Origin of the sequence: Micromonospora humida, from assembly GCF_016901255.1 — a bacterium.
Lineage (GTDB): Bacteria > Actinomycetota > Actinomycetes > Mycobacteriales > Micromonosporaceae > Micromonospora > Micromonospora wenchangensis.
Genome location: NZ_JAFEUC010000017.1, coordinates 143,381 through 163,432, shown reverse-complemented (window position 1 = coordinate 163,432; position 20,052 = coordinate 143,381). Strand labels below are relative to the sequence as shown.

Sequence of the window (20,052 nt, the reverse complement as noted above, 5' to 3'; positions counted from 1 at the left end):
CCAAACCCAACGCCCCACCTACGACACCCTCGTCCAACACCAAATCACCACCGCCCGAAACACCACCACCGACACCCCCGAACAACAACTCACCACCCTCCTCCACACCGGCGACACCTGGACCATCCGGCCGTTGGCCGACGCATGATCGACCGGATCACGCCACCGGGCGTCGTCGCCGTCGAGGCGTTCGACGACACCGACACCGAGCCGCTGTACCCCGAGGAGGCCGCGCTGGTGGCCCGCGCCGTCGAGAAGCGGCTGCGGGAGTTCACCACCGCCCGTACCTGCGCCCGCCGGGCCCTGCGCGCCCTCGGCGTACCGCCCGCCCCGGTGCTCACCGGCGACCGGGGGGCACCCGTCTGGCCGTCCGGTGTGGTCGGCAGTCTCACCCACTGCGCCGGCTACCGGGCCGCCGTGGTCGCCCGCTGCGCTGACGTCCGCTCCATCGGCATCGACGCCGAACCCGACGAGGCACTGCCCGACGGGGTACTCGACGCGATCGCCCTGCCCGAGGAACGCGCCATGGTGGACCGGCTGACCACCGACGCCCCCGGGCCGCACTGGGACCGGCTGCTGTTCAGCGCCAAGGAGTCCCTCTACAAGGCGTGGTTCCCGATCACCGGGATCTTCCTCGGCTTCGACGAGGCGCGGATCGTCCTGCACCCGGCCGGACGTACCTTCACCGGCCACGTCCTCGTCCCCGGCCGCGGTCGGGACTTCGACGGTCGCTACCTGCACGACGTCGGGCTGACCCTGACCGTCGTCGCCGTACCGCACTGAACCCGAGCCGGACCGCACCAGCCGACCCGGAGCCGCGCCCCGCCGTGCGCACCGGACGAACGAGGGGACCACACCCGATGAACGCCGGCATCTACGCCGTCAGCGACCTGCACGTGGCGTACCCGGAGAACCGGAAGATCGTGGAGAGCCTGTGGCCCCGCGCGGCCGGCGACTGGCTGATCGTCGCCGGGGACGTCGCCGAACTCTTCGCCGACGTCACCTGGGCGCTGACGCTGCTCGCCGACCGGTTCGCCAAGGTGATCTGGGCGCCCGGCAACCACGAGCTGTGGACCCACTCGCAGGATCCGGTCCGGCTGCGGGGCGAGGCCCGCTACCAGGCCATCGTGCGGCAGTGCCGGGACCTGGGGGTGGCCACCCCCGAGGACGACTACCCGGTCTGGACCGGGCCCGGCGGCCCCCTGCTGGTCGCGCCGCTGTTCGTCGGCTACGACTACTCGTTCCGCGAGCCGGGCGTCACCAGCAAGGAACAGGCACTGGCCCGCGCCCACGCCGCCGGGGTGGTCTGCGCCGACGAGGTCTTCCTGCACCCCGACCCGCACCCGAGCCGGGACGCCTGGTGCCGGGCCCGGGTGGCGCTGACCGAGACCCGGCTCGCCGGCAGTGACCCGGCGGTGCCGAAGATCCTGGTCAACCACTACCCGCTGGTCCGGATGCCCACCGACATCCTGCGCTACCCCGAGTTCGCCCAGTGGTGCGGCACCGAACTCACCGCCGACTGGCACCGCCGCTTCCACGCCAGCGCGGTGATCTACGGGCACCTGCACATCCCCCGGGTGACCTGGCACGACGGGGTGCGGTTCGAGGAGGTCTCCGTCGGCTACCCCCGGGAGTGGCGTACCCGCCCCCGCCCCGACTCGTGGCTGCGGCGGGTGCAGTCGACGCCCGTGCAGGTCTGACGGCTCACCCCTCGACGAGGCGCTTCTTCTGCACCTTGCCCAGCGCGTTGCGGGGCAGGGCGTCGACCAGCCGGACCTCCCGGGGCCGCTTGTGCACCGACAGGTGCCGGGCGACGAAGTCCACCAGCTCCGGCCCGGTCACCCCGTCGCCGACCACGTACGCGGTGACCTGCTGCCCCAGGTCCGGGTGCGGCAGGCCCACCACCGCCGCCTCGCGCACCGCCGGGTGGGCCAGCAGCGCCTCCTCCACCTCACCCGCCCCGATCCGGTACCCGCCGCTCTTGATCAGATCGGTGCTCGCCCGGCCGACGATGCGGTGCCAACCGTCCGGGCCGACCGTGGCGACGTCCCCGGTGCGGAACCAGCCGTCGGCGGTACGGCTCGCCGCGTCGGCGTCCGGCCGGTTCAGGTAGCCGTCGAACAGGGTCGGGCCGGTGACCAGCAGCTCGCCCATCGCCGTACCGTCGGTGGGCAGGTCTCGGCCCTGCTCGTCGACGATCCGGGTGCGTACCCCGGGCAGCGGCACCCCGACCGCGCCCGGACGGCGCGGGCCGTCGGCGCGGGCGCTCACCGTGATCAGGGTCTCCGTCATGCCGTACCGCTCGACGACCCGGTGCCCGGTCAACCCGGTGAGGTCGTCGAAGACCGTCGTGGGCAGCGCCGCGCTGCCCGACACCAGCAGCCGCGCGCCCCGCAGGGCCCGCGCGGAGGCCGGCGCGGCGGCGATCCGCGACCAGATCGTCGGTACGCCGAAGTAGAGCGTCCCGCCGGCCGCCGCGTACCGCTCGGGCTGCGGCCGGCCGACGTGGTGCAGCCGGCCACCGACCCGCAACGGGCCGAGCACCCCGAGCACCAGCCCGTGCACGTGGAACAGCGGCAGGCCGTGCACCAGCAGGTCGTCCGGCGTCCACGCCCACGCCTCGGCCAACCCGTCCAGGCAGGTGGCGATCGCCCCTCGGGACAGCAGCGCACCCTTCGGCGCGCCGGTGGTGCCGCTGGTGTAGAGGATCAGGGCGGTCCGCTCCGGTCCGGGCTCCGGATGGGTGGTCGCCGACACCCGGCGCAGGTCGACCGGGACGACAGGCAACCCGTCCGCCGCCGGAGCGTCCTGCGGGGTCGCGCCCGCCGGCGCGAGCAGGGCCCCGACCGCCGAGTCGCGCAGGATGTGTTCCCGCTCCAGGGGCCCGGCGTCCGGCGGCACGGGCACCACCGCCGTACCCGCCAGCAACGCGCCCACCACCCCCACCACGGTCTCGATCGTCGGGGTGGTCACGACCGCGACCCGGTCCAGGCCGCGCAGGTCGTCGGCGACGGCGGTGGCCAGGGCGAGCAGCCGGGACCGGGACAGGCACACGTCACCCACCCGCAGGAGATCCGGACGGTCGTCCACCGACGATGACATCGCGGCCAGCAGCGACACGGTCCACGCCCCTCCGGATTCGCACGGGGGCACGGTGCGGCCCCGTGCCGCCGACGCTAGTGCGACGACCGGCCCGTCACCACCCCCCACCACGCTCCGCCACCGGGGTCCCGGCGCGCCGGCCACGACCTGCCGTCGGGACGGTTCAGGGGTCGGGTAAGGGTGCCGGTGCGGCGGCCGGCCCGCCTACCGTCACACGCGACGGTTCCGTCACCGGTCGACCGGGAAGGTGGCACCGACGTCATGACATCCGAGCACCCACCAGCCGTGCCGCATCTCACGGTCACCGACGCGTCCGACGCCATCGCGTTCTACACCCGGGTCTTCGGTGCGGTCCCGTACCGCCAGGAGTGCCTCCCCGACGGGCGGGTGCTCGCCGCCGACCTCGTCGTCGACGGTCACCGGTTCACGGTCAGCGAGTGGACCGACCGGCCCGGGGCCACCGGCGGGCTGCCGGTGCTGACCGTCACCGCCGCCGACGCCGACGCGGTGCTGCGCCGCGCCCGCGCGGCCGGCGCGCAGGTCAGCGCCGCCAACGGCACGCCGCGCGAGGTGCTGCTGCATGACCGGCACGGCGGCAGCTGGGCCATCACCCGCCCCGAACCGCCGCGCTGACCCCGGGGTACGCCCGCGCGGGCCACCGGATCGTCCGGCGCGGCGGTTTGTCGGGCTCCGGTTGCGGTATCCCGATCGGGTACGCCGCTACGAGGAGGCCCCGGTGAACGTCGACGCCCTGCTGACCGGAATCTACGACCACCTGCCCGACCTGGTCGACGCGGCGGTGGACGGGCTCAGCCCCGAACAGCTGTGCCGGCGGCCCGGTCCGGGTGCCAACCCGGTCGGCTGGCTGGTCTGGCACCTCACCCGGATCCAGGACCAGCAGGTCGCCGAGCTGCTCGGGGTCGACCAGGTGTGGGTCACCGGTGACCGGGCGGCCCGGTTCGGGCTGCCCGCCGACCCGGCCGACACCGGCTACGGCCACACCCCGGAGCAGGTCGCCACGGTCCGGCCGGACAGCGCGCAGGCGCTCGTCGACTACCACCGGGCGGTGGCGGAGCGGACCCGGACGTTCCTCGCCGGGTTGCGTCCGGCGGACCTGGACCGGGTGGTCGACGAGAGCTGGGACCCGCCGGTGACCCTCGGAGTCCGGCTGGTCAGCATCGCCGCCGACGATCTCCAGCACGTCGGCCAGGCCGCCTACCTGCGGGGCCTGCTGCGGTCCTGACCGTCCGCGCCCGGTCCCGCCCGCTTCCGTCGCCGATCTCGTCCGGTCCGGGTGAGCCGGCCTCACCCCCTCGACCGGCACGCTGACCGGGCACGTGACACGCCGTGGGGGAGGGCAGCCGTGGGGACGTCGGTGGCGGAGTTCCTGGAGCGGTGGGACGGGAGTCGGCGGCCCGACCTCCCGGAGACGACGAGCGGGACGCTGCGCCTGGACGCCGCCGAGGACGGGCACACCGCGCACTGGCGGCTGACCATCCGCGACCAACGCGTCGAGGTCACCCGCTCCGCCGACGATGCCGACCTGGTCGTCCGCGCCGACCGGGCGGTCTTCGACCGGTTGGCGTCGGGTCGGACCCACCTCGCTACCGCGCTGCTGCGCAACGACCTGTCGATACGGGGCAACATGCGGCTGCTGATGATGCTGCGGCGGATCTTCCCCGGCCCGCCCGACGCCCGGCACCCCCGGGAGGCCGCCCGGGAACGGGACGGCCACCGGTGAGGGAGGAACGGGTCCACATCATCGCCGGTAACGCCTTCGCCGTCAGCGACGCGCACGGCGACATGGAGGTGGACCCGAGGGCGCCGGTGGGGTTGTTCTCATTCGACACCCGGTTCCTGTGCCGCTGGGTGCTCACCATCGACGGGCAGCGGCTGCACGCCCTGTCCCGCGACGACATGACCTACTTCGAGACCCGGTTCTTCCTGGTCCCCGGCACGGCCAGCCACTACGTCGACGCGGACGTGTCGGTGATCCGGCACCGGTCCATCGACGACAGCTTCACCGAGCAGCTCACCGTGCTCAACCACGCCGCCGAGCCCGCCGACTTCGTGGTGCGGATGGAGGTCGGCGCGGACTTCGCCGACACCTCGGAGATCCGCAGCCCGACGCCCCGGCGGGTCACCACGGTCGCCTCCCCGTCCGAGGCGGTGCTGCGGCTGCGCTACGAACGGGAGCGGTTCGCCCGGGAGGCGACGGTCTCCAGCACCGCCCCGGCCGACGTCGACGAGGGGGGCTTCACCTACCGGATCACCGTGCCGGCGCACGGGACATGGGTCACCGACCTGCACGTCGGGATGTCCATCCGGGGCGAGGGCGGGCACGACCTGCGGGAGAGTCTGGAGTCGCACCGGCTGCGGGTACGCCACGACATGCGGCACGACCTGGTCGACTGGCTCGACCGGGCACCGCAGCTGATCAGCGAGCGGGAACGGCTGCCGGCGACGTACGAGCAGGCGCTGACCGACCTGGCCGCGCTGCGCTACGTCCCGCTGGCGTACTCGGGGCGGGTGCCGGTGGGGGGTCTGCCCTGGGCGATGGCGCTCTACGGCCGCGACGCCCTGGTCACCTGCCTGATGACCCTGCCGTTCACCCCCGAACTGGCCCCGAACACGCTGCGCATGCTCGCCCTGCTCCAGGGCGGCCGGCTCGACGACCAGCACGAGGAGGAACCCGGCAAGATCCTCGGCGAACTGCGGTACGGCGAGTCGGCCGCCTTCGACGAGCAGCCGACCGGGCTCTACTACGGCGCGGCCGACACCACCCCGCTGTTCGTGATCCTGCTCGACGAGTACGAGCGCTGGTCCGGCGACGCCGCGTTGGTGCGGCAGCTGCGCCACCCGGCCCGGATGGCGCTGGACTGGATCGACGGGTACGGTGACCTGACCGGCGACGGCTACCTGCGCTACCAGCGACGCAACACCCGCAACGGGCTGGTGAACCAGGGCTGGCGCAACTCGCCGGACGCGATCGTGGACGCCGACGGCCGGGCTCCCGCCGGGCCCAGGGCCACCTGCGAACTCCAGGGCTACGCCTACGACGCGAAGCGGCGCGGAGCCCGCCTGGCCCGGGAGTTCTGGGGCGAGCCCGAGTACGCCGACCTGCTGGAGCGCCAGGCCGCCGCGCTGAAGGAACGGTTCAACCGGGACTTCTGGTTGCCCCGCCAGGAGCACTACGCGTCGGCCCTGGAGCCGGACGGCACCCCGGTGGTGGCGTTGACGTCCCAGCTCGGGCACCTGCTGTGGAGCGGGATCGTCGCCGAGGACCGGTCCGCCGCCCTCGCCGCCCACCTGGTGGGGCCGCAGCTCTTCTCCGGCTTCGGGGTCCGCACGTTCGCCGACGGGCAGTTGGCGTACAACCCGGTGGGCGCGCACCTGGGCGCCGTGTGGCCGTCGGACAACGCGCTCGTCGCGGCCGGGTTGCGGCGGTACCACCACGACGAGGAGGCCGCCCGGGTCGCCGACGGCATCTTCGCGATGGCGGACCTGATCGGGGGTTCGGTGCCGGAGGTGATCGCCGGGTATCCCCGTGCGGTCACCGGCTACCCGGTGCAGCTGCCGATGGCCGGGCGACCGCAGTCGTGGTCCGCGGGTGCCCTGCTGATGCTGCTCGGCACCCTCCTCGGGCTACGGCCCTGCGGGGACAACCTGCTGGTGAACCCGGCCCTGCCCGACGGTTTCGGCCGGATCGAACTGCTGGACGTGCCCGGCCGGTGGGGCCGGGCCGACGCGTACGGCCGGGACCGGTCGGCCGTCCGCCCGGGGCGTCGTCCCCGGCTACGCTGACCGCCCGGCCGGCGGTGCCGGTTGCACCGGGGCGTCCGGGTCGGTGGGCGGGTGGGTGACCCACCGGGACAGGGCCCGGTCGACGCCCACGAAGAGCAGGCCGAGCAGCCAGAAGGCGACGGCGAAGAAGACCGCGCTGACCGCGACGCCGTCGTAGCCGAGCTGCCCGGCGTCGATGAACGGGTACGGGTAGCGGTGCACGATCAGCCCACGTACCAGGGCGAACCCCAGGTATGTCAGCGGGAACGCCAGCCACCAGAGGGCGTACCGGGGGCGTAGCCGGCCGCGCGGGTCGAACAGCGTCCAGTCGGCGACGGCGAGCAGCGGAACGACGGTGTGCAGGAGTTGGTTGCCCACCGCCTCGCCGAGCGCCCGGTCGGGCTGGGTCATCGCGAACGGGCTGGCCGGGTTCGCCAGCACCAGGTGGTAGACCACGCCGGTGATGGTGACGTAGAGGGTCACCGCGCCCTTGAGCGCCGACGGTGGTTCGGGTCGACGTCGCGCGGCCTGCCAGGCGGCGTAGCCGGCGAAGAGCCCGACCGCCAGGTTGCTCTGGATGGTGAAGTACGGCAGCAGCCCGGTGACGGTGGCCGGGCCGAGGGCGGTGAGCACGATCCCGGCCAGCACACCGATCACGATCGCCAGCCGGAAGGCCACCGCCAGGCGTCGACGCCGCAGAGTCATCGGCGCAAGCTACCAGCCCCGCCGTCGCCACCCCGGCCGTGGCCGGGCCACCGGCCGCAGGTCACCCGCCAGCGGTCGGCGGTCGTGGGCCCGGCGGCCTGGCCGGCACCGACCTGGAGGGCCGCGTCCGGCCGACCACACCGGCCGCGGCCGTCTCGGTCACCGGTCGTGGGTCGGCGGCCGTCGGCCCTTGCGGCCACCGGTCGTGGGTGGGCAGCCGGGTCCCGGCGGGTGATCCGGCCCGGGGTCGTTGCCGTCCACCGGCCCGTCCGGGTCTCGGGCCGGATCCGCGGGCCGGTCGGGGACGGGGATGGCCAGGGTGGCCCGCGCGGCCCGGAACGCCGACATCGCCGCCGACTCCCCGGGCAGCTCGTCCCGGGCCGCGGCGGGGCGCACCGCGGTCAGCAGCGTCACCAGCGGCCGGACCGGGCCGGTCGACCCGTCGACCGCCCCGCTGAGCAGCCGCTCAGCGGTTTCCTGATCCAGGCGGTATCGGGTCATCTCGTGTCCCTCAGCGTCGGCGCGGGTTGGGACGTCACGCCGACGGGGCCCGACGTGGCCCCGGTCACACCCGAGTCGGGCGGCGGGGACGAAAACCGGGTCGGCATCCCTACAGTACGTGACCGGCCGGTATGCGCTGGTGTAAAAATCCGCTGGACAGGTCGCATCGAGGGAGGTTGGCCATGCCCGAACGTGACACCCACCGTGACGAACGCTTCGATCAGCTCGGCGACGAGATGTCGGCCGCCGTCACCCGCGCGGCATCGGTGCTGGAGGAGGAGTTGTCCGCCGGCATCGACAGCGCCCGTCGGCTCCAGGAGAAACTCACCGCCGACCGGCGGGTCGACCCGGCGGCCTTCGACGAGGTGGCCGGGCGGGTCCGCAGGGACACCCACGCGCTGATCGACATGGTGGTCGCCCAACTGCCGATCACCGGCGAGCGGGGCGAGCTGACCCGCCGCTACGCCGCCGACGCCCACGACGTGCTGGACAGCCTGCTCGACCTGGCCCGGCTCACCCCGGAACTGGCCAACGGGCTGATCGACCGGGTGTCGGGCCAGGGCCACGAACCGACCGGCCCGGTCCGCGTCGACCGGGACCCGGGGGCCCCGGCGGCCGACGGCGGGCCCGCCGCGGTGGCCTGAGCCGATGACCGTCCCGGGTATCGACGACCGGGTCGAGGAGGTGCTGGACCGCTACCGGGCGCGGACCATGGCGACCCTGCTGGCCCAGCTGCCCACCGGCGGCCCCCGCTACCTCTACGACCTGGTCGCCGACTATCCCCGCCGCTCCGGCAAGGGGCTGCGGGCGGCGCTCTGCCTGGCCGCGTGCCGGCTCGCCGGGGACGGCGACGAACCGGACGAGGCGGCGGTCAACGTGGCCACCACCGTCGAGTTGTTCCACAATGCCTTCCTCATCCACGACGACATCCAGGACGGCAGCGAACAGCGGCGCGGCGCACCGACCCTGCCCGCCGCGTACGGCGTCGGTGTGGCGCTCAACGTCGGCAACATGACCAACCTGCTCGCCCTGGACCGGTTGCTGGCCAACCGGGACGGCCTCGGCTCCGGCACCGCCTGGCAACTGGTCGAACAGACCCGGCTGATGCTGCGCCACTCGCTGGAGGGCCAGGCCATCGAGATCGGCTGGATCAGGGACAACGCCTGCGATCTCACCCCCGACGACTACTACCGGATGTGCCTGAAGAAGACGTCCTGGTACACCTGCATCTACCCGTGCCGCACCGGGGTGCTGGCGGCCGGCGGCGGGCGGCTGCGCACCGACCGGCTGGACCGCTACGGCTGGTACCTCGGCGCGGCCTTCCAGATCACCGACGACGTGCTGAACCTGGTGGGGGAGTACGCCGCCTACGGCAAGGAGATCGCCGGTGACCTGTGGGAGGGCAAGCGCACCCTGATCCTCATCGACTTCCTCGCCCGCTGCACCGCCGGGGAACGGGAACGGACGGTGGCCTTCCTCGGCACCCCCCGCGCCGACCGGACGGCGGCCGACGTGCGCTGGCTGCACCGCCGGCTGACGGCGTACGACAGTGTGGAGGTGGCCCGGCGCAGCGCCCGGGAACTGGCCGACGCGGCGCTGGCCGAGGGGCGTGCCGTCCTCGGTGACCGGGCCGGCACCGAGGACGGCCGGTTCCTGCTCGGCCTGACCCGTTACGTCGTCGACCGCCCACGCTGACCGGCCGGGCTCAGCCCATCGTCTTCGCACCGTCGATGGACTCGCGGATGATGTCGGCGTGCCCGCAGTGCTGGGCGGTCTCGGCGATCACGTGCAGCACCGTGCGGCGCACCGACCAGCTCGCCCCCGGCTCGAACCAGGGCGCCTCCGGCAACGGGTGGGCCGTGTCCAGGTCGAGGGTGGCGACCAGCTCGTCGGTGCGGGCCGCCGTCTCGGCGTACCGGGCGAGCAGGTCGGTCAGGGTGTCGTCGTCGGTCATCCGGAACATGCCGGCCCAGTCGACCGGCTCGCTCTCCATCGCCTCGGCCCCACCGGCCATGAACCGCGCCCACCGGTGCTCCACCAGGGTCACGTGTTTGATCAGGCCGCCCAGGCACAGCTCGCTGACGGTGCTGCGGGCCGCCGCCTGCTCGTCGGTCAGGTCGCGCACGGTGTGCCGCAGGAAGCCGCGGTGCTGGCCGAGGGACTGCAACAGGTCGGCCTTCTCGCCGGTGAGCACCCGCTCCGAAGTGGTCATCCGCCACCCTCCGTGGTCGATGTCGTCGAGGGCCACGCTAGGGCCACCCCCCGACACTTTCCGCCCCGCCACACCGCGCCTCCGACCGCGTCCGCCCCTGCGGTTGCCGATCCGGCCGCCGGGCGGTGGACTGGACCACATGGGAACGATCAGGGTGGGGACGTCGTCCTGGGCGGATCAGACGCTGCTGCGCGCCGGCTGGTATCCCCGGTCGGTGCGCACCCCGGCCCAGCGGCTGGGCTGGTACGCCGGGCGGTTCGGGCTGGTCGAGGTGGACACCTCGTACTACGCCATCCCGGTGCCGGAGACCACCGGCGGCTGGGCGGCGGCCACTCCGCCGGGTTTCACCTTCGACGTCAAGGCGTTCAGCCTCTTCACCGGACACCCGACACCGGTGCAGGTGCTGCCGAAGGACCTGCGACCGGCCACCGGTCCGTCCCGGGTCCGCCGCCGGGACCTGCCCGAGGCGACGTACGACGAGTTGTGGACCCGGTTCCGGGCGGCGCTGGCACCGCTCGCGGCGGCCGACCGGCTCGGCGCGGTGCTGTTGCAGTTCCCGCCGTGGCTGGTGCGGGGGGAGGGCGCCCGGCGGCGGATCGCGGAGCTGGCCGACCGGTGCCGGCCCTGGCGGGTCGCCGTGGAACTGCGCCACGGGTCCTGGTTCGACGGTGCGGCGGCGGCCGAGACGGTGACCTTCCTGCGCGACCACGACCTCAGCCTGGTCTGCGTCGACATGCCGCAGGGGCACCCGTCCTCGGTGCCCCCGATCATGATCGGTACCGCCGAGCCGGTGCTGGTGCGGATGCACGGCCACAGCGCGCACTGGGAACACGGCAGCAAGGAGGACCGGTTCCGGTACGCCTACGCCGACGACGAACTACGCCGCTGGGCCGACCTGCTCACCGACCTGGCCGACCGGTCCGGGGAGCTGCACGTGCTGTTCAACAACTGCTGCGCGGGGCAGGCCCAGCGCGACGCCGCCCGGCTGGCCGAACTGCTCGGGGTCGCTCCCACGACGGCGGCCGTCGGCCACTGACCGCGCCGGTACGGGGCCCGCCGTCCGTGCTGACGGCGACCCCCGTACCGGCCGGTCCCGGCCCGCCGGTCAGCCGGCCATCGCCATCCGTCGCCGGGCCCCCGTCGCGGCCAGCCGACCCATCGTCATCGGCGCGCCCATCAGCCCACCGGCGCGCCCGAGCATCCCCCGGAACACCTGGCCCGGCTTCTGCTGCTCACCCATGTACGCGGTGACCACCACCAACGCCCCGGTCAACGCCGGAATGGTCCACTGGAGGACCTTCATCTGCCGCTGCCGGTGCGCCACCTCGGCGGGCGTCTGGTAGTTGGGCTCGGTGGTCCCCGACACCGGCGGGTTGCCGGCGTTCTGCAACTTCATGCCCACCAACCGGCTGTACCCGGTGACCGCGAGCGCGCCGACGGTCAGCGCCGTCTTCACCGCGCTCATCCGGCCCACCCCGGACTGGGCCATCATCCGGGGGCTCTCGGTGGCCAGCTCACCCACCGCGCCGGCCAGGTGCGCGCCGATCGCCGCTGCGTTGACCGGCGTCCACCGCGACCAGCCGGCCGAGGCCACCGGAAGCCGTTGGGTCGAGTCGCTGATCCGTGCCGCCGCTCCGTTCACGCCCAGCGCCCCCATCAGGGAGCCACCGAACCAGGCCGCCAGGCCGAGATCGTGCATCGAGCGCAGTGCGGTGTGTCGTTCCGACATCTGATCCCCCTCCACCGTGTTCGGGCGCAGCGGCATACCCGTCCCGACGGGGGCTACGCGCCCGGCTGCCGGCCGGGTCACCGATGATCCGGATCGGGCGTACGGGGACCGGACACCGGGGTCAGCGGCGGGGCAGACCGGCCGCGAAGTCGGCCACCCGCCGGCTCAGCGGCAGGCCGGCCCGGACCCAGCGGAAGTGGTCCAGCGGAGCCCCCGCCTCGGCCGAGGTGTACCGGTGCCGGGTGACCGGCGCGGCGGTGAGCTTGGTGCAGAGGTGGTCGACGATCGGGTGCGGGGTGTACTGGTCGTCGTCGACGCTGACCGCGAGCACCGGCAGGGTGAGCCGGCCCACCGCCGCGTCGCCGTCGACTCCGTCGAGGGTGGGGAAGCGGCCGGTGCGGGCGGTGCGCGCCCAGTCCCGGATCACCCCGCGCGCCTGCCGGCCGCCGAACCCCCAGCCCGGCCAGACCCCGAGCGTCCCGGCGACCGCCGCGATCCCCTGGCTGTACGGCAGCACGCCGTACCGGCGCAGGCCCGGGTAGCCGCGCCAGTACGGCATGCCGACGGCGAGCAGGGCCAGCCCGTCGACCTGGTCGACGCCGTGCAGGGCGAGGTGCAGCAGGGCCGCCTGCCCGCCGAGGGAGTGCCCGAGCAGCAGCGTCGGCCGGCCGTCCCGCCGGGACTTGAGCGCGTCGAGGACCGCGCCGACGTCGGCGGCCAGTTCGCGGTAGCCGTACCGGCAGGACCGCGACGGCGGGGGTGTGCTGGCCCCGGTGCCGCGCAGGTCGGCGACGACCACGGCGAGGCCGGCGGCGCGCAGCGTGGCGGCGAACGGGCGGTAGTAGCGGGCGCGTACCCCCATCGCCGGGCAGATCAGCACCACCGGCGCGGCGGACGTGCCGGCGGGCTCCGGATAGATCTGGATGCCGATCCGGGCCCCGTCGACGTCGACGAACTCCTGCGTGTACTCCGCGTCCCCGCTCACCGGCCCATCCTACCGGCCGGTAATAAGTGGTCCGCGCGCCGCCCGGTCGGCCCGTCGCGGCCGGTCAGGCCGCCGCCGGAGCCAGCCGGCCGACCCCGCTGACCGCGGCGTAGACGCCACCGAGCTGCTCCGCCCAGTGCCGGAAGGAGTAGCGCACCCGCACCCGGTCCAACGCCGCCGTGGCGTACGCGAAGCGGCGGACCCGGTCGGCGAGCAGCCGGCGGACCGCGGCACCCAGCGCCCGGGGGTCGCGCGGCGGCACCAGGTCCCCGGTCAGCCCGTCGACCACACTGTCGGTGATCCCGCCGACCGCCGTGCCGACCACCGGCACGCCGCACGCCATCGCCTCCAGCGGGCTACGGCCGAACGGCTCGTACCACGGGGCGGCGACCAGGACGTCGGCCGAGCGGTACCAGGCCGCCAACTCCTCGCGCGGCACCGCGCCGACCAGCCGGACCCGGTCGGCGACACCACAGGACCCGGCGAGCGCGGTCAACCGGCGGGCGACGTCGTCGGCCGCCAGCGACCCGGCCGGCGGGCCGCCGACCACCACGTACTCGGCCCCGGGCACCCCGGGCAGCGCCCGCACGACGTCCTGCACGCCCCGGCGTTCGTGCAGCGGCCCCACGGTGAGCAGCCGGGGCCGGCCCGGGGCGCGCGGTGCGGCCGGACCGGTCGGGGTGAACAGCCGCTCGTCCACCCCCGACGGCACCAGCGTCAGCTTCGCCCGGGGCACCCCGAGCCGGACCAGTTCCCCCAGTTCGTCGTGCGACTGGACGACGACCCGGTCGACGGCCCGTCCGAGCGCCCGCTCGTAGCCGATCCGTCCCCGGCCGGCCGGCTCCCGGCCACCCGGGCGGCGTCGGTACGTGCTGCCCAGGTCGTGGTACGTCAACACCACGGGCGTGTCGGTGCGCCGGCCGGCGTGCACGGCCGCCAGGCCGCTCAGCCAGAAGTGGGCGTGCGCCACGTCCGGCCGCCAGTCGGCCTGCTGCCAGTGCGCGGCCAGCCAGCGGCCGAACTCGCCCACGTGGGGCAGGAGTTCCTCGGCCGGCACCGGCCGGGCGGGGCCGGCGGGCACGTGCCACACCTGGTACCCCGCGTCGGTCGGCACCGTGTCGGGTAGCGTGGCGTCGTCCCGCCGGGTGTAGACCCGCACCTCGTGGCCCTCGGCGGCCAGCGCCGCCGCCTGCTCGGCGACGTGCAGGTGCAGGCCCACGGCATCCTGTCCGCCGGGGACGGCGAGCGGGCTGGCGTGCCCCGAGACCATCGCGATGCGCATGCTTCCTCCTCCGTGATCCGGTCACCGGCGAGGCGGAATCCGGTGCGGGGGCTTCCGGCCGGCGTCATCACCCGGTCCCGCGCACCGGGCGCGCGACGGGCACCCGGCCGCCCTCGCGGCACCGGTGCCCGGACGTCACGCGCCGCCCGGTATGCCGAACCAGTTGCCCAGCGCGGAGGCGGTAAACATCAACTTTGCGTGCCCGTCCGAGCGCCCTGCGTGCCCCGCGACCGGCCGTGCTCAGCCCACCTCGGGCAGCATCCCGGGCCCGAACACCTCGTAGGCGATCCGCTCCACCGGCACCCCCCGGCGCAGCAGGCCGCCGCGGACCCGGTTCATGAACGGCAGTGGACCGCACAGGTGCACGTGCGCGTCGGGGGAGAGCGGGATCAGCTCCGGGTCGATCCGGCCCCGGCTCACCTCGGCCGGCAGCGCCGGGGCGTCGTCGCCGGTGATCTCCTCGTACCACAGCCGCAGCCGCAGCCGGGGCAGCCGGGCGTGCAGCTCGACCAGGTCGGCCCGGTGGGCGTGGGCGGCACCGTCCCGGTCGGCGTGGGCCAGCACCACCGGCCGGTCCGGCGTGGTCGCCGCCAGGTGGGCCAGCGCCGACATCGCCGGGGTGAGCCCGATCCCGGCGCTGACCAGCAACAGCGGCCCCTGGCCCGCCACCGCGCTCACCTCGCCGAAGGGCGGGCTCAGCCGCAGGACGTCGCCGGGGCCGACGTGGTCGTGCAGGAAACCGGAGACCAACCCGTCCGGGGCGCCGGCCGTGCCGCGTACCCGCTTGACGGTGATCCGCCAGTGGTCGGCGTCGGGACGGCCGGAGAGGCTGTACTGCCGGATCTGCCGGCCGCGTCCGCCGTCGAGGTCCACCGCGACCGAGACGTACTGGCCGGGGACGAAGCCCGGCACCGGACCGCCGTCGACCGGGACGAGGGTGACCGAGACGACGTCGGTGGCCTGCGACGTGACCCCGGTGACCCGCCAGTCGCGCCAGACCACCCCGCCGTGGGGCAGCCCGGTGGCCGCGTACAGCCGGGCCTCCCGGGCCACCAGCTCGCAGGCCATCAGCCAGTACACCTCGTCCCAGGCGGCGGCGACCTGCGGGGTGACCGCCGCGCCCAGCACCTCGCCGATGGCGGCCATCAGGTGCCTGCCCACCAGCGGGTACTGGCCGGCGGCGATGCCCAGCGAGGCGTGCTTGTGCGCGATGCGCTCCAGCACCGCCGTCCACCCGGTCGCGTCCTCGCCGGTGAGGTGCCCGGCGTACGCGACGACCGAGGCGGCCAGCGCCGCCTGCTGCCGGCCGGTCGCCTGGTTGCCCCGGTTGAACAGGTTCAGCAGTTCCGGATGGGCGGCGAACATCCGGGCGTAGAACCGGCCGGTGATCCGGTCGGCGTGGGCCCGGACCACGGGCAGGGTGGCGGTGACGACGGCGGCTGACGACTCCGAGAGCACGGCTCCTCCTCCAGATGGGTACCGGAGACCACTCAAACAGGAATCCGAAAGTCCTCTTAGGGCCGAAAGTCCCGGGCCCCTCGGCGCGCCGGCCACCGCCGCCCGGCCCCTGTTCGCCACCAGGGGCTCTGGCTAGGGTCGGATCGTGAAGCTCAACCTGTCGACGGACATGGCCCTGCGGATCGCCATGCTCACCGCCCCCGCCTCGACCCGCACCACCGTCGACGAGTTGGCCGAACGGCTGGACCTGCCCCGCAGCCACGTGGCCAAGGTGGTCCAGCGGCTCCAGCGCATCGGGGTGCTGTTCACCGTCCGGGGCCGCTCCGGCGGGGTGGCGTTCGCCGAGGGGGCCGAACGGATCACCGTCGGCCGGGTCGTGCGCGCCTTCGAGGGGGAGGGGGAGGTGGTCTCCTGCGAGGAGACCGGCTGCGCCCTGCGCGCCGGCTGCCGCCTGCGGGTCCAGCTCCGCCGCGCCCAGGCCGCCTTCCTCGCCGTACTCGACGAGATGCCTCTGGCGGAACTGGCCGACGGCCCGGCGGCGGCCCTGCTGCTCACTCCCGCGTCCGGCCCGGTGGCCCGCACCCCGGCGCAGACCTGAACGGGACCGGCGGACGCGGACCGGTCGGCCGGTGGGGCGACCCGGACGGTCGCCCCACCGGCCGCCGGCTCAGCTGACCTGGATCGTCCCGTCCGGCGAGCGGACGCAGGAGACCGCGCGGGCGCCGGTCGCCGCCGCGCCGCTCAGGCACCGGCCCAGCACCTGGTGCCCGGCCGCGCTCGGGTGCCAGGACTCCTGGCAGGTCTGGAAGTACGTCCCGCAGGTGTTCGCGATCCGCTGGATGTCCAGCTTGTCGTAGCCGGACAGGCTGGTCACGAAGACCCCCGAGGTGCCGTCCTGGAGCCGGATCGGGGTGGCCAGCGCGTTGCCGGGGCTGCCCGCCGACTCGCACAGCCGGGCGCCGTCGAAGGCCCGCTGCACGTTGAGGTAGACCAGGTCGGCGGCGGGGAACTCGGCGGACAGCGTGCTGCGGACCGAGTTCACCAGCGTGCCCAGGCCCTGCGAGAAGCGCTGGCCGGGGGCGAGACTGGCCCGGTGGATCGGGCAACCGGCGGCGTACCGCTCGGCCCCCAGGTCACGGAACTTGTCCCGGGTGTCGTCCCGGCTGTCCTCCTCCCAGTAGGTCGAGGCCAGCTCCGGCGGCAGCGGGTTGGTGTAGTCCTGGAAGACGATCCGGTGCTGGCCGTCGGCGTCGATCTGGTCCAGCGTGGTCAGGATCTGCCGAACCGCCGCCGTGGTCTCCGCCGTCGCGGCGGCGACCTGGGCGGAGGTGGCCAGGTCGGCGTCCGTGCAGGGCTTCTGTTCCACCGGCCCGCCCAGGTACGCCCAGAACTCCCACCACCCGGTCCAGGCGTCGGCGATGAACCGGTTCGCGCACTTCTCGGCGACGGTGCCGAAGGTGAACGAGCTGTTGTTCGAGCCGAGGCCGATCAGCACCAGGTCGATGTCGTGGGTCTGCCCGACCGCGCGCAACTGGTCGAGCTGGGCGGCGACCTGGCGGCCCTTGGCGCGGCTGGCCGAGGCGTTGGCGATGTCGTACGGCTGGCCGCCGGAGCAGGCCAGGTTGAACCGGTCGGCGATCCCCGGCAGGTCCGCCTTGAACAGCGAGGCGTTGGGTGATCGGTGGCAGAAGTAGGCGTTGTTGTTCGGTGCCGACCAGCCCGGGAACGGCTGGGCGACCCCGTTGACGTCGGTCACCGCCGAGTACGCCCCGGCACCCTCGCCGCTGATGAAGCTGTCGCCGAGGGCGACGGCGGCGGTGGGCAGGGCGGCGGCGGCCGGTGCGGCGGAGCCGACGGCGACCGGCAGGGCGGCCGTGGCGACGGTGAGCAGCGCCGCGAGGGCGCTACGGTGGAACCTGGACATGACGTCCCCCATCTGTCCATGGAAATGTGAAAGATCCTTCCGGGCCGGATCAGATCACTTGGCGAGATGGACGTCAATGCCTCTTAACATGATCGTCCAATGGTGGAAACGGTCGTTTCCGGCCCGGCGGGCACCCCGCCCGGGAAGGCCCCGACCCCCGGCGGCGTTGCCCCCGGCGGACGCGCACCCGCCGTCCGACGTGGGGCTGCACGGCGCTGTCAGGGCGTAGGGCTACGCTCGCTGCGGCACGCCGCGCGTGGAGATCGAGACGGTGAGCGGCACCACACCGCCGAGACCGGGGAGTACGACCAGTTGACCGCACAGCCTGAGACCCTCTACGGGGCAGACGACCTCACCCACCTGGAGGGCCTGGACGCCGTCCGCAAGCGTCCCGGCATGTACATCGGCTCGACCGACAGTCGTGGCGTGGGTCACCTCGTCAACGAGATCCTCGACAACTCCACCGACGAGGGTGTCGCCGGTCACGCCACCACGGTCGAGGTGATCCTGCGCGCCGACGGCTCGGTGCAGGTCGACGACGACGGCCGGGGCATCCCCACCGACGTGCACGCCAAGTCCGGCATCTCCGGGGTCGAGCTGGTGCTCACCCGGCTGCACGCCGGCGGCAAGTTCGGCGGCTCCGGCTACAAGACCTCGGGCGGCCTGCACGGCGTGGGCGCCTCCGCCGTCAACGCGCTGTCCCGCCGCTTCGACGTGACCGTCCGGCGCGGCGGCAAGGTGCACGCGATGTCCTTCCGGCACGGCGTCCCCGGCGTCTTCGCCGGCGACGGCCCGGATGCCCCGTTCACCCCCGGCCCCGGCCTGCAGGTCGTCGGGTCGATGAAGCGGGGCCAGCGCACCGGCACCTCGATCCGTTACTGGCACGACGCCCGCTACTTCGAGACCGGCGCGCGCCTCGACGTCGAGGCCGTCCGGATGAAGCTGCGCAACACCGCCTTCCTGGTCCCCGGGGTCGACTACCGGCTGCGCGACGAGACCGCCGAGGAGCCGGTCGAGGAGCGCTTCCACTACCCCAACGGGCTCACCGACATGGTCGAGTTCCTGGCACCGGCCGGTGACCGGCCCGTCTCCGGCACCCTGCTGGTCACCGGCGAGGGGACGTACCGGGAGAACGCCGCCGACGCCAACGGCGTGATGCAGTCCAACGTGCAGCGCCGGGCCGAGGTCGAGATCGCCTTCCGCTGGGGCACCGGCTACGAGCGCACCGTCGAGTGCTTCACCAACACCATCCGCAACGCCCACGGCGGCACCCACCGCAAGGGCTTCGAGCGGGCGCTGACCCGGACCCTGGCCGATGCCGTCCGCAACACCCGGGGCCTGCTCAAGCCCAAGGAGGACCCGCCCACCCTGGACGACGTCCTGGAGGGGATGACGGCGGTGGTGCACGTGCGCATCCCCGAGCCGCAGTTCACCTCGCAGACGAAGGACGAGCTCTCCACCGCCGGCGTCACCAAGGTGCTCCAGACCCTGGTCGAGCAGCACGTCAAGGCGTGGCTGGAGGACCGGCGCAGCAAGGCCGAGGCGCGCACGGTGCTCCAGAAGATCGTCGACGCGGCCCGGGTCCGGCTGACCCAGAAGCAGCAGAAGGACGCCGCCCGGCGCAAGACCGCCCTGGAGGGCGCGTCGATGCCCGCCAAGCTCGTCGACTGCCGCGCCGCAGGCATCGACAGAAGTGAATTGTTCATCGTGGAAGGCGACAGCGCCCTCGGAACAGGGCGACTTGCCCGTTCTGCCGAGTATCAGGCGCTGCTGCCGATTCGCGGGAAGATCCTCAACGTGCAGAAGGCGAACCTCCAGCAGGTGCTCGACAACGCCGAGTGCGCGGCGATCGTGCAGGTGCTCGGGGCCGGCTCGGGGCGTACCTTCGACCTGTCCTCGCTGCGCTACGGCCGGGTGCTGATCATGGCGGACGCCGACGTGGACGGTGCACACATCCGGACCCTGCTGATCACCCTGTTCGCCCGCTACATGCGCCCGCTGATCGAGGCCGGCCGGCTCTACGCCGCGATGCCGCCCCTGCACAAGATCACCACGAAGGGGCGCAGCCCGCAGACCACCTACACCTACACCCAGGCCGAGATGGAGGCGACGGTCCGCAAGCTGGAGAAGGCCGGCCGGCAGATCGTCACCCCGATCCCGCGCTTCAAGGGTCTCGGTGAGATGGACGCCGACGAGTTGTGGGAGACCACGATGAACCCGGCCACCCGGGCGGTCCGGCGGATCACCCTCGACGACGTCGACGCCGCCGAGCGCATCCTCGAACTGCTGATGGGCGAGAAGGTCGAGCCGCGCCGCAACTGGCTGATCGACTCCTCCGACCGGGTCGACCGCGACGCGATCGACGCATGAG

20 protein-coding genes are annotated in these 20,052 nt (G+C 73.9%); 11 read left to right on the top strand and 9 right to left on the bottom strand.

Annotated features, from left to right (window positions below):
- Positions 1 to 144 precede the first annotated feature (144 nt).
- Together JQX11_RS28515 and JQX11_RS28510 are read left to right on the top strand one after the other, a co-directional pair.
- Complete coding sequence (locus tag JQX11_RS28515; RefSeq protein ID WP_204928016.1) at positions 145 to 783, top strand: 4'-phosphopantetheinyl transferase family protein; 639 nt, start codon at positions 145 to 147, stop codon at positions 781 to 783.
- Positions 784 to 860: 77 nt separating this feature from the next.
- The gene (locus JQX11_RS28510) at positions 861 to 1,700 is read left to right on the top strand and encodes a metallophosphoesterase family protein (protein ID WP_204928015.1); all 840 of its coding nucleotides are present in this window, start codon (positions 861 to 863) and stop codon (positions 1,698 to 1,700) included.
- Between the two features lie 4 nt (positions 1,701 to 1,704).
- Here the strand turns inward: JQX11_RS28510 and JQX11_RS28505 are convergent, their stop codons facing one another.
- Entirely contained in the window at positions 1,705 to 3,102 is a 1,398-nt protein-coding gene (locus JQX11_RS28505) for an acyl-CoA synthetase (RefSeq protein ID WP_232378785.1), read from the bottom strand.
- Between the two features lie 261 nt (positions 3,103 to 3,363).
- Here JQX11_RS28505 and JQX11_RS28500 point away from each other — a divergent pair, with 261 nt between their 5' ends.
- The 4 genes from JQX11_RS28500 to JQX11_RS28485 all read left to right on the top strand — a co-directional run bounded on the left by JQX11_RS28500 (position 3,364) and on the right by JQX11_RS28485 (position 6,906).
- The gene (locus JQX11_RS28500; protein WP_204928013.1) at positions 3,364 to 3,735 is read left to right on the top strand and encodes a VOC family protein; all 372 of its coding nucleotides are present in this window, start codon (positions 3,364 to 3,366) and stop codon (positions 3,733 to 3,735) included.
- A 103-nt stretch (positions 3,736 to 3,838) separates the two neighbouring features.
- The gene (locus JQX11_RS28495; RefSeq protein ID WP_307826394.1) at positions 3,839 to 4,345 is read left to right on the top strand and encodes a mycothiol transferase; all 507 of its coding nucleotides are present in this window, start codon (positions 3,839 to 3,841) and stop codon (positions 4,343 to 4,345) included.
- A gap of 120 nt (positions 4,346 to 4,465) precedes the next feature.
- Complete coding sequence (locus tag JQX11_RS28490; protein WP_204928011.1) at positions 4,466 to 4,843, top strand: SCP2 sterol-binding domain-containing protein; 378 nt, start codon at positions 4,466 to 4,468, stop codon at positions 4,841 to 4,843.
- Positions 4,840 to 6,906 (top strand): amylo-alpha-1,6-glucosidase, encoded by a 2,067-nt coding sequence (locus tag JQX11_RS28485; protein ID WP_204928010.1) that lies wholly within the window; start codon positions 4,840 to 4,842, stop codon positions 6,904 to 6,906. The genes JQX11_RS28490 and JQX11_RS28485 overlap by 4 nt, the downstream gene beginning before the upstream one ends.
- Here JQX11_RS28485 and JQX11_RS28480 read toward each other — a convergent pair.
- The gene (locus JQX11_RS28480; protein WP_204928009.1) at positions 6,898 to 7,590 is read right to left on the bottom strand and encodes a Pr6Pr family membrane protein; all 693 of its coding nucleotides are present in this window, start codon (positions 7,588 to 7,590) and stop codon (positions 6,898 to 6,900) included. The two genes, JQX11_RS28485 and JQX11_RS28480, sit on opposite strands and share 9 nt — an antisense overlap.
- Positions 7,591 to 7,749: 159 nt before the next feature.
- Entirely contained in the window at positions 7,750 to 8,091 is a 342-nt protein-coding gene (locus tag JQX11_RS28475; protein WP_204928008.1) for a hypothetical protein, read from the bottom strand.
- A 182-nt stretch (positions 8,092 to 8,273) separates the two neighbouring features.
- On the opposite strand from JQX11_RS28475, the gene JQX11_RS28470 reads away from it, so the two are divergent.
- Both JQX11_RS28470 and JQX11_RS28465 read left to right on the top strand, forming a co-directional pair.
- A complete protein-coding gene (locus tag JQX11_RS28470; RefSeq protein WP_204928007.1) occupies positions 8,274 to 8,735 on the top strand; it encodes a hypothetical protein in 462 nt (153 codons plus the stop codon).
- A gap of 4 nt (positions 8,736 to 8,739) precedes the next feature.
- On the top strand, positions 8,740 to 9,786 hold the full coding sequence (locus tag JQX11_RS28465) for a polyprenyl synthetase family protein (protein WP_204928006.1): 1,047 nt from the start codon (positions 8,740 to 8,742) through the stop codon (positions 9,784 to 9,786).
- 10 nt (positions 9,787 to 9,796) lie between these two features.
- Here JQX11_RS28465 and JQX11_RS28460 read toward each other — a convergent pair whose 3' ends face one another.
- Positions 9,797 to 10,303 carry a DinB family protein gene (locus tag JQX11_RS28460; protein WP_204928005.1) on the bottom strand — a complete coding sequence of 169 codons (507 nt, stop codon included), beginning with the start codon at positions 10,301 to 10,303 and terminating at the stop codon, positions 9,797 to 9,799.
- A gap of 139 nt (positions 10,304 to 10,442) precedes the next feature.
- Between JQX11_RS28460 and JQX11_RS28455 the strand changes: the two genes are divergently transcribed.
- Positions 10,443 to 11,339, top strand: coding sequence for a DUF72 domain-containing protein (locus tag JQX11_RS28455; RefSeq protein ID WP_204928004.1), 897 nt, complete (start codon positions 10,443 to 10,445; stop codon positions 11,337 to 11,339).
- Positions 11,340 to 11,408: 69 nt separating this feature from the next.
- Here JQX11_RS28455 and JQX11_RS28450 read toward each other — a convergent pair whose 3' ends face one another.
- The 4 genes from JQX11_RS28450 to JQX11_RS28435 all read right to left on the bottom strand — a co-directional run bounded on the left by JQX11_RS28450 (position 11,409) and on the right by JQX11_RS28435 (position 15,757).
- Entirely contained in the window at positions 11,409 to 12,032 is a 624-nt protein-coding gene (locus tag JQX11_RS28450) for a hypothetical protein (RefSeq protein WP_088647384.1), read from the bottom strand.
- A gap of 121 nt (positions 12,033 to 12,153) precedes the next feature.
- A complete protein-coding gene (locus tag JQX11_RS28445; protein ID WP_204928003.1) occupies positions 12,154 to 13,017 on the bottom strand; it encodes an alpha/beta hydrolase family protein in 864 nt (287 codons plus the stop codon).
- 64 nt (positions 13,018 to 13,081) lie between these two features.
- Positions 13,082 to 14,299, bottom strand: a complete 1,218-nt coding sequence (locus tag JQX11_RS28440) for a glycosyltransferase (protein WP_204928002.1) — start codon at positions 14,297 to 14,299, stop codon at positions 13,082 to 13,084.
- A 240-nt stretch (positions 14,300 to 14,539) separates the two neighbouring features.
- Positions 14,540 to 15,757: a globin domain-containing protein gene (locus JQX11_RS28435; protein WP_204928001.1), complete on the bottom strand. Its 1,218-nt coding sequence runs from the start codon at positions 15,755 to 15,757 to the stop codon at positions 14,540 to 14,542.
- 145 nt (positions 15,758 to 15,902) lie between these two features.
- On the opposite strand from JQX11_RS28435, the gene JQX11_RS28430 reads away from it, so the two are divergent.
- Complete coding sequence (locus JQX11_RS28430) at positions 15,903 to 16,355, top strand: RrF2 family transcriptional regulator (protein WP_204928000.1); 453 nt, start codon at positions 15,903 to 15,905, stop codon at positions 16,353 to 16,355.
- 69 nt (positions 16,356 to 16,424) lie between these two features.
- Here the strand turns inward: JQX11_RS28430 and JQX11_RS28425 are convergent, their stop codons facing one another.
- Positions 16,425 to 17,681 carry an SGNH/GDSL hydrolase family protein gene (locus JQX11_RS28425; RefSeq protein WP_204927999.1) on the bottom strand — a complete coding sequence of 419 codons (1,257 nt, stop codon included), beginning with the start codon at positions 17,679 to 17,681 and terminating at the stop codon, positions 16,425 to 16,427.
- A gap of 312 nt (positions 17,682 to 17,993) precedes the next feature.
- Between JQX11_RS28425 and JQX11_RS28420 the strand changes: the two genes are divergently transcribed.
- A complete protein-coding gene (locus JQX11_RS28420; RefSeq protein ID WP_204927998.1) occupies positions 17,994 to 20,051 on the top strand; it encodes a DNA gyrase/topoisomerase IV subunit B in 2,058 nt (685 codons plus the stop codon).
- The last annotated feature ends 1 nt before the right edge of the window (position 20,052 follow it).